The 13,440-nt window shown below is 70.2% G+C and carries 10 protein-coding genes and 1 pseudogene; 2 read left to right on the top strand and 9 right to left on the bottom strand.

From position 1 onward, the window contains the following. Positions 1–68: 68 nt before the first annotated feature. From hpaI to ABGI63_RS21985, 4 genes and pseudogenes are all read right to left on the bottom strand, one after another. Positions 69–866: a 4-hydroxy-2-oxoheptanedioate aldolase gene (gene hpaI, locus ABGI63_RS22005; protein WP_349744652.1), complete on the bottom strand. Its 798-nt coding sequence runs from the start codon at positions 864–866 to the stop codon at positions 69–71. Positions 867–877: 11 nt separating this feature from the next. Continuing rightward, positions 878–2,547: pseudogene (locus ABGI63_RS25920) on the bottom strand (NAD-dependent succinate-semialdehyde dehydrogenase). Positions 2,548–2,557: 10 nt separating this feature from the next. Further along, complete coding sequence (locus ABGI63_RS21990; RefSeq protein ID WP_349744651.1) at positions 2,558–4,087, bottom strand: UxaA family hydrolase; 1,530 nt, start codon at positions 4,085–4,087, stop codon at positions 2,558–2,560. A gap of 5 nt (positions 4,088–4,092) precedes the next feature. Then, entirely contained in the window at positions 4,093–5,079 is a 987-nt protein-coding gene (locus ABGI63_RS21985; protein WP_349744650.1) for a Bug family tripartite tricarboxylate transporter substrate binding protein, read from the bottom strand. 123 nt (positions 5,080–5,202) lie between these two features. Between ABGI63_RS21985 and ABGI63_RS21980 the strand changes: the two genes are divergently transcribed. Further along, on the top strand, positions 5,203–6,207 hold the full coding sequence (locus ABGI63_RS21980; protein ID WP_349744649.1) for a LysR substrate-binding domain-containing protein: 1,005 nt from the start codon (positions 5,203–5,205) through the stop codon (positions 6,205–6,207). On the opposite strand, the gene ABGI63_RS21975 is transcribed toward ABGI63_RS21980, so the two are convergent. The 3 genes from ABGI63_RS21975 to ABGI63_RS21965 are packed head-to-tail and all read right to left on the bottom strand — an operon-like array spanning position 6,125 to position 9,889. Then, positions 6,125–8,287 carry a TonB-dependent receptor family protein gene (locus ABGI63_RS21975; protein WP_349744648.1) on the bottom strand — a complete coding sequence of 721 codons (2,163 nt, stop codon included), beginning with the start codon at positions 8,285–8,287 and terminating at the stop codon, positions 6,125–6,127. The genes ABGI63_RS21980 and ABGI63_RS21975 overlap by 83 nt on opposite strands. After that, positions 8,274–8,585, bottom strand: coding sequence for a c-type cytochrome (locus tag ABGI63_RS21970; RefSeq protein ID WP_349744647.1), 312 nt, complete (start codon positions 8,583–8,585; stop codon positions 8,274–8,276). Before ABGI63_RS21970 ends, ABGI63_RS21975 begins: the two co-directional genes overlap by 14 nt. Positions 8,586–8,635: 50 nt before the next feature. Further along, complete coding sequence (locus tag ABGI63_RS21965) at positions 8,636–9,889, bottom strand: PQQ-dependent sugar dehydrogenase (RefSeq protein WP_349744646.1); 1,254 nt, start codon at positions 9,887–9,889, stop codon at positions 8,636–8,638. 233 nt (positions 9,890–10,122) lie between these two features. Here ABGI63_RS21965 and ABGI63_RS21960 point away from each other — a divergent pair, with 233 nt between their 5' ends. Further along, positions 10,123–12,000: a sigma-54-dependent Fis family transcriptional regulator gene (locus ABGI63_RS21960; protein WP_349744645.1), complete on the top strand. Its 1,878-nt coding sequence runs from the start codon at positions 10,123–10,125 to the stop codon at positions 11,998–12,000. Here the strand turns inward: ABGI63_RS21960 and ABGI63_RS21955 are convergent. Together ABGI63_RS21955 and ABGI63_RS21950 are read right to left on the bottom strand one after the other, a co-directional pair. Continuing rightward, positions 11,997–12,788 (bottom strand): hypothetical protein, encoded by a 792-nt coding sequence (locus tag ABGI63_RS21955; protein ID WP_349744644.1) that lies wholly within the window; start codon positions 12,786–12,788, stop codon positions 11,997–11,999. The genes ABGI63_RS21960 and ABGI63_RS21955 overlap by 4 nt on opposite strands. Further along, positions 12,785–13,417, bottom strand: a complete 633-nt coding sequence (locus ABGI63_RS21950; protein ID WP_349744642.1) for a hypothetical protein — start codon at positions 13,415–13,417, stop codon at positions 12,785–12,787. Before ABGI63_RS21950 ends, ABGI63_RS21955 begins: the two co-directional genes overlap by 4 nt. Positions 13,418–13,440 lie beyond the last annotated feature (23 nt).

The raw sequence follows: 13,440 nt of genomic DNA, 5'->3' as shown, positions 1-13,440 counted from the left end.
TGCCGTCGCCGGGAATCACCGCGATCTTGTAGGTCTTCATGGGTTCGTTCGCTTTCTTGCTATTGGTTTCAGTAGGCGGCAGAGCTGGGCTGGGCCGGAGGCGCCTCGCCCAGGCCGAACTCGGCGGCAAGACCTCGGCTGGCCTGGGCCAGCAGGCTGACATCGATACCGACTGCGACAAAGCGTGCGCCGAGCGCCAGATAGCGCCGTGCCGCCGCCACATCGCTGGTCAGGGTGCCGGCCGCCTTGCCGCTGGCCGTGATCGTGCGGATGGCCTGCTCGATCGCCGCCTGCACCTCCGGGTGGCCGGGCTTGCCGCGATGGCCCATCGAGGCGGCCAGATCGGCCGGGCCGATGAAGACGCCGTCGACACCGTCCACCGCGCAGATCGCTTGCAGATTGCGCAGCGCCGTGACGGTCTCGGCCTGCACCAGCAGGCAGACCTCGTCATTGGCCTCGTCCAGATAGTTCTTGCGCGCGTTCCAGCGCGAGACCCGGGCGATCGCCGAGCCGACACCGCGCACGCCCTGCGGCGGATAGCGGCAGGCCGAGACCAGGGCCTGCGCCTGCTCGGCCGTGTCCACCATGGGCACCAGCAAGGTCTGGGCCCCGATGTCCAGCAGCTGCTTGATCAGCGCGGTCTCGCCCTGCACCGCCCGCACCACCGGATGGGCCGGATAGGCGGCCACCGCCTGCAGCGCGGCCAGGGTCGAGCGCACATCGTTGGGCGCATGCTCGCCGTCGATCAGCAGCCATTGAAAACCGGCCGTCGCGCAGATCTCGGCGCTGTAGGACTGGGCCATAGACAGCCACAGACCGATCTGGGCGTCGCCGCGCTGCAGCGCGGCCTTGAATGAGTTGCTCATGGTGTGATCGATCAGGCCAGGCCACCCTGGCAGAGATATTTGAGATGCATATAGTCGTCCAGGCCGTGGCGCGAACCCTCGCGGCCGTAACCCGATTCCTTGACACCGCCGAAGGGGGCAGCCTCCGCCGCCACCGCACCCTCGTTGATGCCGACGATACCCGCTTCCAGCGCCGCCGCGACACGGTGAATGCGCTGTACGCCCTGCGAATAGAAATAGGCGGCCAGGCCGAAGGGCGTGTCATTGGCCAGCGCGATCGCTTCCGCCTCGGTCCTGAAACGGAACAGCGGCGCCACCGGGCCAAAAGTCTCTTCGCCGCAGACCAGGGCCGCGCCCGAGGGCTCGGCCAGCACGGTGGGCGCCACATAGTTGGGGCCCAGCTCCTCGCGCACGCGGGTGCCGCCGGTCAGCAGCCGCGCGCCCTGGGCCACGGCATCGGCAATATGCAGCAGGATCTTCTCGACCGCGCGCTCATTGATCATCGGGCCGATCTGCGCATCGGCCTCGCTGGCCGGGCCGACCTTGAGCGCGCTGACCCGAGCCACCAGCTTGTCGGCAAAAGCCTCGAACACCCCGTCCTGCACATAGACCCGGTTCGGACAGACGCAGGTCTGGCCGCCGTTTCGGAACTTCGCAGCCATCAGCCCCGTGACGGCGGCGTCCAGATCGGCATCGTCGAAGACGATGAAGGGCGCGTTGCCGCCCAGCTCCAGCGACAGCTTCTTCAGGGTANCAGCTTGTCGGCAAAAGCCTCGAACACCCCGTCCTGCACATAGACCCGGTTCGGACAGACGCAGGTCTGGCCGCCGTTTCGGAACTTCGCAGCCATCAGCCCCGTGACGGCGGCGTCCAGATCGGCATCGTCGAAGACGATGAAGGGCGCGTTGCCGCCCAGCTCCAGCGACAGCTTCTTCAGGGTAGCGGCCGACTCGCGCGCCAGATGCTTGCCCACCGGCGTCGAGCCGGTGAAGCTGATCTTGCGCACGCGCCCGTCCTTGAGCCACGCGTCCACCACCACCGGCGTCTGCGCGCGCGAGGCGCAGACGATGTTCAAGACACCCGCCGGCAGCCCGGCCAGCTCGGCCAGGCGCGCCAGCGCCAGCGCGGTCAGCGGCGTGTCCTCGGCCGGCTTGGCGACGACGGTGCAGCCGGCCGCCAGCGCCGGCGCGATCTTGCGGGCGATCATCGCGGCCGGGAAGTTCCAGGGTGTGATCACCGCGACCACGCCGACCGGCTCCTTGATGGCCAGCATCTGCCGGCCCGCCACCGGCGCGGCGATCACATCGCCGCAGATGCGCACGGCCTCCTCGGCAAACCATTCGACATAGCTGGCCGCATACAGCACCTCACCCCTGCCCTCGGCGAAAGGCTTGCCCTGTTCACGCGAGATCAGCCGGCCCAGATCGTCCTGGTGTTCCAGGATCAGCGCCAGCCAGCGCTTCAGGATCTGCGCGCGCGCCTTGGCCGGCGTGGCACGCCAGACCGGGAAGGCCGCGTGCGCGGCGTCGGCGGCGGCTTGCGCGTCGGCGGCGGCGCTGTCCGGCACCTCGGCGATCAGGCTTTGATCGGCCGGATTGACAACGGGCAGCCGCGCTGCGGAGGCCGCCGCGCACCAGGTGCCGGCGATGAAGTTGCAGGAGCGCAGCAGCTCGCTATTGCGCAGGGTCAGGTCATGACTCATCGATGGGGTCTCAACTCACAATGCCCAGATGCCAGGGGACGAACTCATGGTCGCCGAGGCCCAGTTTCTCGCTGCAGGTGGCTTCACCGGAGGCCGTGCGCAGGATGTGTTCAAAAATGGCCTGCCCCATCTGCTCGATGCTCAGCCGGCCGTCGATCACCTGGCCGCAGTTGATGTCCATGTCTTCGCCGAGACGCTCGAACATCGGCGTGTTCGAGGCCAGCTTGATCGTCGGCGCCGGCTTGGAGCCGAACATCGAGCCGCGGCCGGTGGTGAAGCAGATGACGTTGGCGCCGCTGGCGATCTGGCCGGTGGTGGCCACCGGGTCGTAGCCGGGTGAGTCCATGAAGACGAAGCCGCGCTCGGTGATGGTCTCGGCGTATTCGTAGACCGCGCGCAGCGGCGTCGTCCCGGCCTTCATCGCCGAGCCCAGCGATTTTTCGACGATATTGGCCAGGCCGCCGGCCTGGTTGCCCGGGCCGACCACGCCATTGAACTGGCCGTTGTGGCCGGCCGTGTAGCGCTTCCACCAGTCCAGCCGGTCCAGCAGCTTGCGGCCGACGGCCTCGCTGACCGCACGGCGTGTCAGCAGATGCTCGACACCGTGGATCTCCGGCGTCTCCGACAGGATGGCCGTGCCGCCATGGGCCACCAGGATGTCCATCGCCGCGCCCAGCGCCGGATTGGCGCTGATGCCCGAGAAGCCGTCCGAGCCGCCGCATTCCAGGCCAATCTTCAGATGGCTGGCCGGCACCGGCTCGCGCCGGATGTCGTTGGCCGCCGGCAGCATGGCCTCGACCGCCGCAATGCCGGCCGCGATGGTGGCCCGCGTGCCGCCGGTCTGCTGCATCACGAAGCTCTTCAGCTGCAGGCCTTCGTCCAGGCCTTGCGAGGCCATCAGCTCCGGCACCTGGTTGCGCTCGCAGCCCAGGCCGACGACGATCACGCCACCCAGATTCGGGTGGCGCGCATAGCCGGCCAAGGTGCGGCGCAGCACATCGAAATGCTCGCTGGGCGAGGACATGCCGCAGCCGCTGGTCTGTGCGAAGGCGACCACGCCGTCGACATTCGGATAGGCCGCCAGCCGCTCCGGCGTGAACCACTGGGCGACCTTGTGGATCACGGTGGACGAGCAGTTCACCGAGGCGATCAGGCCGATGTAGTTGCGCGTCGCGACCCGGCCGTCGGCGCGGACGATGCCCATGAACTTGGCACGCTGGTCCTGCGGCAGCAGGGCCACCGGCTTCAGATCGGTGCCGAACTCGTAGGCATAGCCCTCGTGCCGCTCCTCGTGGCGGATGTTGTGGGTGTGCAGGTACTCGCCGGCCTCGACCGCGCGTGCAGCGAAGCCGATCACCGTGTCGTACTTCAGCACGGCCTCGCCCTCGGCGATGGCCCGGGCGGCGATCTTGTGGCCGGCCGGCACCTGGGCACGGGCCCGGGCGGCCAGACCCGGCAGCGCCTCGCCCAGCGCGATGGCGCGGCGCGCGATCAGCACATTGTCCCGCGCGTGCAGGCGTATCAGCGGCGCATCGTTCATGGTGTTCAGCCCTTGGCCAGCAGCTCGCGCAGCTTCAGCCGCTCGATCAAGACCTTTTCCTTGACCACGGTCTGGGCCACGTATTTCTCATAGTCCGGGCCGTCCAGATACATCAGCGGCGCGTCGATCTTGTCGCAGGCTGCGGCGAACTCGGGGCTGGCGGCCGCCTGCTTGAAGGCGGCGCGCAGCCTGGCCAGGATGGCCGGGTCCAGGCCTTTCGGGCCGCCGATGCCATTGGGCGCATCGACGACGACCGGATAGCCCTGCTCGCTGATCGTGGGCACTTCCTTGAAGTCGTTGGTACGCTTGGCGCCCAAGGTGCCCAGCAGGCGCAGCTTGCCCGCCTGGACATGGGGCGCCCAGGAGGTCGAGTCGATCAAGAGGTTCACCTCGCCGGCCAGCACGCCCTGCAGCGCCGGCGCGCCGCCCTTGTAGGGGATGTGCAGCATCTCGATGCCGGCGGCCTGTGCGAACTCCTCCATGCCCACATGGGTGGCGCCGGCGACACCGGCGCTGGCATAGGTGAGCTTGCCCGGATTGGCCTTGGCATAGGCCACCAGCTCCTTGATGTCCTTCCACGGCGCCGAGGCCTGGCAGACGATGCCGAAGGTCTGGCCCGAGACGCGGGCGATATAGCTCAGGTCCTTCAGCGGATCCAGCGGCACGCTGCCCAGCTGCGAGAAGCGGGCCACCGAGATCGGGATCTGGCCGATGGTGTAGCCATCGGCCTTGGCCGAGGCCATGCTGCGCAGACCCAGCATGCCGGAGGCGCCGGCCTTGTTGTCGACGACGATGGTCTGGCCCAGGGTCTTGGCGGCCACGGCGCAGAGCGCGCGCATCGTTGCGTCGGCGGTGCCACCGGCGGGCCAGGGGCAGACGAAGGTGATCGGTCGCTCGGGATAGCTGCTGGCCAGCGCGCGGCCGAAGGGCAGGGCCAGGGCGGCGGCGGTGCCGAGAACGAACTGGCGGCGGCTGGATCCTTTGATCGTCATGGTGCTTGTCTCCTGCTGGGTTTGTGATCTGGCTTCGGCCCATTGTTGGTGCTCTTATCATGGCGATCCAATGAGGAATAGGACTGTCTTCTTGCCGAATTCGGCATGTAGCGGAAAACAGCCATGAGCAAGATCGACCGCGTGATGCGCTCCAACCTGAAGCTGCGCCATCTGCAGCTGCTGGTGGCGCTGGACCAGTTCCGCCATCTGGGCCGGGCTGCGGAGTTCCTCGCGCTGACCCAGCCGGCCGTCTCCAAGACCCTGGCCGAGATCGAGCGCCTGTTCGAGCTGGACCTGTTCGTCCGCTCGACCCGTGGCACCGAGCCCACCGCCTACGGCCTGGCCGTGGTGCGCTTCGCGCGCTCGGTGCTGTCGGACTATGAGCGCACCCGCGACGAGATCGCTGCGGTGGCCAGCGGCGCGGCCGGGCGCACCAGCGTCGGTGCGATGGTGGTGGCCACGCCGGTGCTGCTGGCGCGTGCGGTGGCGCTGCTGAAGGCGCGCTCGGCCCAGACCACGGTGGCGATCGAGGAGGGCGACCTGACCCGCTTGCTGCCGCGTCTGCGGGTTGGCGAGCTGGATCTCTTCGTCGGCCGGCTCGAGCCCGGCTATGCGGCGCCGGACCTGGAGATGGAGGCCTTGTACGAGGAGCCGATGTGCATCGTCGCGCCGGCCGGCCATGGGCTGGCAGGCAAGACCCGACCCCGCTGGGCGGACCTGGTTGGCGAGCCCTGGGTGATGCCGCCGCCCTGGGCCTCGTCGCGCATCAAGCTGAACCAGCAGTTCTACAAGAACGGGCTGAACCCGCCGGCCGACATCGTCGAATCCGCCTCCTTCCTGGTCACCCTGAACTTCATGCAGCAGCGCCGCGCGCTCGGCTTCTGGGCCCGCTCGGTGGCCCTGCATTTCGAGCGTCAGGGGCTGGTCAAGGTGCTGAAGATCGCGGTCGGCATCGAGCTGCCGCCGGTGGGCCTCATCACGATGCGCGGCCGGCTGCGCACGCCGGCCAGCGAGCAGCTGATGGCCTGCCTGCGTGAGGCGGCCCTCACCAATTCTGCGACCAGCGCGCCGACAGCAGCCAGGTCCGCCCCGGCGCCGGCTCGAAGAAGCGGCCGTTCCCCTCGTTGACGATGACGCTGCCGACATAGTCACGGTCGGCCAGGTTCTCGATGCGGCCCAGCAGCTCCAGCCGGCCCGGGCCCAGCCTGGTCTGCCAGCGCGCGCGCAGGTTCAAGAGGCCGTAGCCGGCCGCCGCATCGCTGTTGATGTCATTGACCTGCTGGCGGCCCTGGGCGCGGCCTTCCAGCGCCAGCTGGGTGGCGGGCGTTGCGTCCCAGGCCAGCTCGGCATAGGCGCTGCGCGAGATCGTGCCGGCGATGCGCCGGCCCGGCGCGACGAGCAGGGTTGGATTGGTGCAGGGCGCGGCGGCGCAGATCGTGAAGCCGTCGCGGTAGCGGGCGTCCAGCCAGCTCAGCGCGAACTGGCTGCGCCAGCCGCGTGCGATCTGCCAGCGCAGGTCCAGCTCGGCGCCCTCGCGGCGCGTGCGGCCGACATTGCGGAAGCTGGCGCGGCCGCCGCTATTGCTGGCCACGCCGATCTCGTCGCGGCTATTGGCCTGGAACAGCGCCGCATCCAGGGCCAGCTCGGGCGCCGGCCGCCATTTGGCGCCCAGCTCCAGCTGGCGGCTGGTCTGAGCCCGCAGGCCGCTGTTGAAGCCGGCCTGGCCGTCGTTGCGGTAGGCCAGCTCGCCCTGGGTCGGCGACTCGAAGCCGCGGCCCAGGCTCAGATAGGTGTTGAGCGTGGGCAGCGCGCGCCACTGCAGCGCGGCGAAGGGGTTGGTGTAGCGGTAGCTCTGGCGGCCCGAGTCGTCCGGGTTGGCCCCGACGATGTAACGGTCGCGGGCCTTGAACTCGGTCTCGCCGCGGCGCAGGCCGAGGCTGGCCTGCCAGCGCGCGCTCAGCTCGATATCGGCCTGGGCATAGAGATCGCGGCCGCCCAGGCGGTTGCGCTCATTGCGCCGCAGCCGGCCGGTCACGCCCAGCAGCCGGGTCTCGGCCGGGCCGGCGCTGAAGTTCTCGTAGCCGCGCCGGTCCTCGTCGCTGTCGTCCAGATTGGCGCCCAGCACCAGGCGGGCCCGGCGCTCGTCGGCCAGACTCCATTGCCAGACCAGGCGGCCGTCGATGCCGTAGTAGTCGCGCTCGAAAGCAATCACGCCGCCGGGCTGACGCTCGCTGGCCAGCTGGGTGGCGACCGGTATCGACTGCCATTGCCTCACCTCGCGGCGCCCGATATGGGCGCTGAGCAGCAGCTGCTGCAGCGCGCCGGCATCGACGAAGCGGTGCCGCCAGCTGGCGCCGAGCTGCTGCTGGCGGGTGCTCTTGCGGGTGTTGTAGCGGTCCGGCTCGCCGGCCTCGTCCTGCGGCAGGGCCAGGCCTATGGTCTGCTGCGGGTCGGCCGTCAGCTGGGCCCGGTTCAGGCCCAGCGGATCCTGGGCCGGCTGGTCGATCGCGTTGAAGATCAGCACGACGCGGTCCTGGGCCCCGTCCCAGGCCAGGCGCAGATTGGCCAGATCGCGGCGGCTGGCGCTCTGGCGCCGGAAGCCGTCGGTCTCGAAGCTGGAGAGCTGGGCGCGCACGCTGAAGGGCCGCGCCTCGCTGGCCGGCAGCTCCACACCCAAGCGCCATTGGCGCAGGCCGTTGCTGGCGATATCGCTGTCCAGCAGCAGGCGGCGCTCGGTCGGCGCGGCGCTGTGCAGCAGGATGGCCCCGCCCGAGCTGTTGCCATAGAGGGCCGAGAACGGCCCGCGCACCACCTCGACGCGCTGCGCCCCGGCCAGGTCGAAGTGCGAGACCTGACCCTGGCCGTCCGGGCCGCTGGCGGGAATGCCGTCGCTGTAGAGCCGCAGGCCGCGCACGCCGAACGTGGCGCGGGCACCGAAGCCGCGCGAGCTCAGCTGCAGGTCCTGGGCATAGTTGTGGCGCTGGTTCGCGACCAGGCCGGGCACGCGCTGCAGCGCCTCGCTGAGATTGACCATCGCGCCGGCATTGCGCAGCTGCTCGGCGTCGACGACGCTGACCGCGAAGGGCGTGTCGAACAGGCGCTGCTCGACGCCGCCGCTGTCCAGCACGACACGCTCCAGCGTGTGGGTCTGGGCCTGCGCGCCGGCACTCAGCAGCAGCCAGGCTGCGGCGATCTCAGTTCGGCGCATGGGCTTCGATGCGGATGGCGGCGTACCAGGCGGCCAGATTGGCGATGTCGGTATCGCTGAGCGGCTTGGCCATCACGGCCATCACCTCATGCGGGCGCGCGCCGCTGCGGTAGGCCTTCAGCTGGCCGCTCAGATAGATGGCGCTCTGGCCGGCCAGATGCGGGGCGTCGGGCTGGCTGGACAGGCCCAGCGGCCCATGGCAGACCGCGCAGGCCTGCGCCTTGGCCCGGCCGGCCGCGATGTCCTGGGCCCCGGCCGGCAGCGCGGCCAGCAAGGCGATGAAGAGGAGTGAACGCATGGCTTTGGAAGTAGAGGGCCCACCGCGAGGTGGGCCCGGTTCACGAGAGCTCAGGGCGCAGAATAACTGACGCGGTAGAGCGCACCGGCGAAGTCGTCGCTGATCAGCAGCGAGCCGTCCTTCATCACCGCGACATCGACCGGCCGGCCGCGGTACAGGCCGTTCTCGTCCAGCCAGCCCTCGGCGAAGACCTCGGTCTTGTCGGCCGTGCCGTCGGCCTTCAGCGCGGTGAACAGCACCAGCGCGCCGACCGGCTTGGTCCGGTTCCACGAGCCATGCTGGGCCGAGAAGAAGCCGCCCTGGTACTTGGCCGGGAACTGCTTGCCGGTGTAGAAGCTCATGCCCAGATCGGCCGCATGGGCGATGGTGTAGACCTGCGGGTCGGTGATATTGGCCGGCAGCGGGTCCTTGTCATAGCCATGTTCGGTGATCCGGGTCTTGCCCTGGCGCCAGGGGTAGCCGAAGAACTGGCCGGCCTTGCTGATGCGGTTGATCTCGCCGGCCGGGATGTCGTCGCCCATGCCGTCGGTCTGGTTGTCGGTGAACCAGAGTGTGCCGTCCTTGGGATTGAAATCATGGCCGACCGAGTTGCGGATGCCGGTGGCATAGACCTCGCGCTTGCTGCCGTCAAAGGCGTTCATGCGCACCATGCCACCGATGCCCACCTCGTTGTAGAGCTTGAGCTTGTCGCGCGGCGGCACGTTGAAGGGCTGGCCCAGCGAGACATAGAGCATCCCGTCCGGCCCGATCTTGCAGACCCGGGCACCATGGTTGAAGCTCTCCTCCTCGGGCGGGATCAGCTTGCCTTGGCCGACCACCTCGATCACCGCGACATCCGGGCCCTCGTAGAAGAACTCGGCGGCCGGGAAGTTCAGCACGCGGTTGTGCTCGGCGACGATCAGGAAGCCGTCCTTGGTCCAGCAGACACCGTTCGGGTTCGTGAACTTCAGCGACGGGGCAAAGGACTTGACCTCGTCGGCGACGCCGTCGCTGTTGCGGTCGGTGACGGCCCAGACCGAGGTCTTGCGGGTGCCGACGAACAGCATATTGGTGCTGGGCGCCACCGCCATATGGCGGGCGTCGGGCACCACCGCATAGAGTTCGATCTTGAAACCCGGCGGCAGCTTGATGCGCTTGAGGTTCTCGCGGATCGCATCGGCATTGCGGCCGGTCTGCGGCACGGTGGGGATGTTGAGGTCGGTGGTGGCCACCTTGAACTGCTTGAGCTTGTCGATGTTCGGCTGGGCCAGGGCCGCCGAGGCGATCAGCGCCAGGGCCGCGAGCGCCGCTTGTTGGATGGGCATGGTTGTCGTCTCCGGTTTGTTGTGGTGTCGATGCCGCACTCGGGGCACGGCGCTTCGGTCACCGCAAAGCGCGTACCAGGCCGGCTTCCCAGGGCGTAGCGCCGGCGAGCTGTGCAGTCTTGGCACAGTGGCCCTGACACCCGTACAGATTCTGTGCAATTGCCGCTGCGCCGGCGGACCTGCTACCGTCGCCAGCCAGAACCGACACTGATCGGTCAGCCAGGAGACAGACGATGGCAGACAGCGAGCGTACGTTGGCGCACGCGCGGGCCTTGCGCTCGCGGGGCATGGCTTGGATGCCGCCGGAAGGCATGCCGCCGGCCACCATCCTCGACAGCTGGGCCCGCTGCGCGCGCGCCGGCCTGGCGATCGATGGCGCGCCGCAGCGCCAGGTGGTCGAGGGCATGGAGCTGGCGCGCCGGCGCGAGCATGCCGCGCTGGTGCGGCGCCTGGCCCAGGCCGAGCTGGAGACCCTGTCGCAGCAGATCGCCGGCTCCAACTTCCTGCTGGCCTTTGCCGACCGGGACGGCGTCATCCTCGATCTCTATGCCGACAACCGTTTCGCGATGAGCGATGCCGATGCCGGCATCCTGGCCGGCAGCTGCTGGAGCGAGCAGCTCTGTGGCACCAACGGCCTGGGCACGGCCCTGGCCACCGGTGCGCCGGTCGCGGTGACCGGGCCGGAGCACTACTTCCTGAAGCTCGGCGACATCTCCTGCAGCGCCGCGCCGGTGCGCGATGCGCTGGGCGAGATCGTCGGCGTGCTCGATGCCTCGTCCTACTACGCCTCGCGCCAGCAGCACACCCAGGTGCTGGTCAAGATGGCCGCCACCCAGATCGAGAACAGCCTGCTGCTGCAGCAGATGCGCAGCCATCTGATACTGGCCTTGCATCCGCGCGCCGAGTTCCTGGCCACGCTCAGCGCCGGCCTGCTGGCCTTCGACGAGCGCGGCCGGCTGCTGGCGCTGAACCAGCGCGGCGCGGTCCTGCTGTCGGGGCTGGAGGCGCGCCGTGGCGTCTCGTTCGAGGAGCTGTTCGGCGAACCCTTCGATCTGATGCTGGCGCGCCTGCACCGCCAGCCCGAGCTGCAGCTGCGCGATGCGCTGGGCAGCTCGCTGGTGGCGCGCGTGATCGCCCGCCCGCCGCCGCCGCCCCGGCCCATGCCTGCAGCGGCGGCGGCAGCAGCACCGGCGTTGCCGTCGCTGCCCGGCATGCTGGCCGAGGATGCGGCGGTGGCCGAGGCCTGCCGCGTGCTGCGTGCCGCCGTGGCCATGCGCGCGCCTATCCTGATCCAGGGCGAGACCGGCACCGGCAAGGAGCTGCTGGCGCGGCGCGCTCATGAGCTGAGCGGGCGGCGCGGCGAGTTTGTCGCGGTCAATTGCGGCGCGCTGCCGGCCGAGCTGTTCGAGGCCGAGCTGTTCGGCTATGTCGGCGGCGCCTTCACCGGCGCACGCCGCGAGGGCAATGCCGGCCTGATCGCCAGCGCCGACGGCGGCAGCCTGCTGCTCGACGAAGTCGGCGAGCTGCCGCTGCCGCTGCAGGCCGTGCTCTTGCGTTTTCTCGACGACCAGCTGCTGCGCCCGGTCGGCGGCATTGCGGCCCGCAAGGTCGATGTGCAGCTGCTGGCGGCCAGCCATGTGGACCTGGAGGCCGAGGTGGCCGCGCGGCGCTTTCGCGACGACCTGCTGTACCGGCTCAACACCATCAAGATCGCGCTGCCGCCGCTGCGCTGCCGCAGCGACTTCGCGCTGGCGGTGCGCGGCGTGCTGGCCGGGCTGGACACGCGGGCGCAGATCAGCGAGGCCGCCATAGCGCGCCTGCAGCGCCATGGCTGGCCGGGTAATTTCCGCGAGCTGCGCGCGGTGCTGACGCGGGCGCTGCTGCATCGCCAGGGGCAGGTCCTGACGCCGGATGATGTGGCCGCCCAGCTGCCGGCGGTCGCCGGCCTGGCCGGCTCGGCGCTGCAGCGCCATGGAACCGAGCTGGTGCTGCGCGAGTACGAGCGCTGCGGCCGCAGCGTCAGCCGCACCTCGCGCCAGCTGGGCATCTCGCGCACCACCGTCTACCGCCATCTGCGCGAGGCGGCTGACGCCGCCTTGTTCAAGAGCTAGGCGCGCCGGCCGACCCAGCGCACAAAGGCCAGCAGGCACAGCAGTTGTGCGCCGGCATAGACCAGCGCGAACGGCCAGTAGCTCGGCCCGTCGGCGGGGGCGGCCTCGGGTGTCGACGGCGCCGGCAGGCCCTGGGCTTGCAAGCGGGCCAGCGCCTGCTCGGCGGAGGCGGCGCGCAGCTCCAGCAGATCGGCGCCGTGGCGCTCCATCCAGACCTGCTGGTGCAGGCGCAGCACCGGCCGCTCGCCCAGCCGCTCGCGACGGCCCTGCAGCGCTGCGGCGATGAAGTCCAGATAGCGCTCGGCCGCCTCGGCGCTCTCGAAGCGCAGCAGGCGCAGCTCGCTGCCGTCGGCGAAGTGGGCACCGCGCATGCGCGCCAGGCCGACCGGGTTCGGCCCGCCGGTCGCGATCTCCTGCTCGGTCTGGGCGCCGTCAAACAGCCGCGTTTCGGCCAGCCGGGGACCGGGCAGCAGCGCTGCGGCGCTGGCGCCCGGCAGGTTGCTGCCCCACATCAGCAGCAGCAGGGGCAGCATCAGCAGGCAGGCGAACAGATGTACAAGAGTCCGGCGCGGCGATGTCGCCGCCGCCATCGCCGCCAGGCCCAGGGTCGGTGGCAGCGCGCAGATCGCCAGCTGCCAGGGTGTCGGCGCGAGGCCTTGCAGCCAGCGCCAGCCGGGCAGGGCGGCGCCGGCCAGCAGCAGCAGGGTGCAGGCGACCGCGCCGATGCCGCGCAGATCGGCCGGCAGGGCCTGCTGCCGGGCCTGTTGCCGGACGTCTGGGCGGTTCACAGCTGCCGCGCCAGTGCGCCCAGCGCGTAGTCCTGGCCCTTGTTGGCGCGCGCGCCGGATTGTTCCAGCTGCCCGTTCTGCACCCAGAAACCGTCGCCGCCGTTGCGCAGGGCCTGGACGCGGCGCAGCCGCACCGGCTGCGAGGCCGAGGTGTTGGCGTGCAGGCCCGGGCCGGCGTTGTCGCTCAGCAGCACATCGTCGACGCTGGCGCGCGCGTCCAGGCGCAGGCCGGTGCCGGCAAAGCCGCGCACATGGCCGTTGTGCACGCGCACATCGGCCGCGCTGATCTGCAGGCCGGCCAGGTCCGCGCGCGGCGCGGTGTCGCATTCGGTGCCGTCGACCTCGACGCTGCACAGCACCGGGCCGCGCAGGCTGAAGCCGCCCAGGTCGAGCTCGACGCCGGGGGCGCTGATCACGATGCCGCTGCGGCCGGCCGGCACGTCGATGGTGGCGCTCAGGCGGTAGCGGCCGGGCCGGTCCAGGCGCAGCGGGAACTCGGCGATCTGCGTGATCAGCTGCGGCTCATCGCGCGCCGGCGCGCCGGCCCAGGCGGAGAAGAAGGCCGCAGCAGCCAGGGCGGCCAGGGCCGGGATGGTGGCAAGCCAGCGGTGTCGGGCGGGGTGTTGCATGGTCTGTCCTTCGCGGCGCCGGC

It is taken from the genome of Roseateles cavernae, from assembly GCF_040187885.1.
Classification (GTDB): domain Bacteria; phylum Pseudomonadota; class Gammaproteobacteria; order Burkholderiales; family Burkholderiaceae_C; genus Roseateles_E; species Roseateles_E cavernae.
Note: the sequence above shows the minus strand (reverse complement) of the source record. Positions and strands in the feature narration are given on the sequence as shown.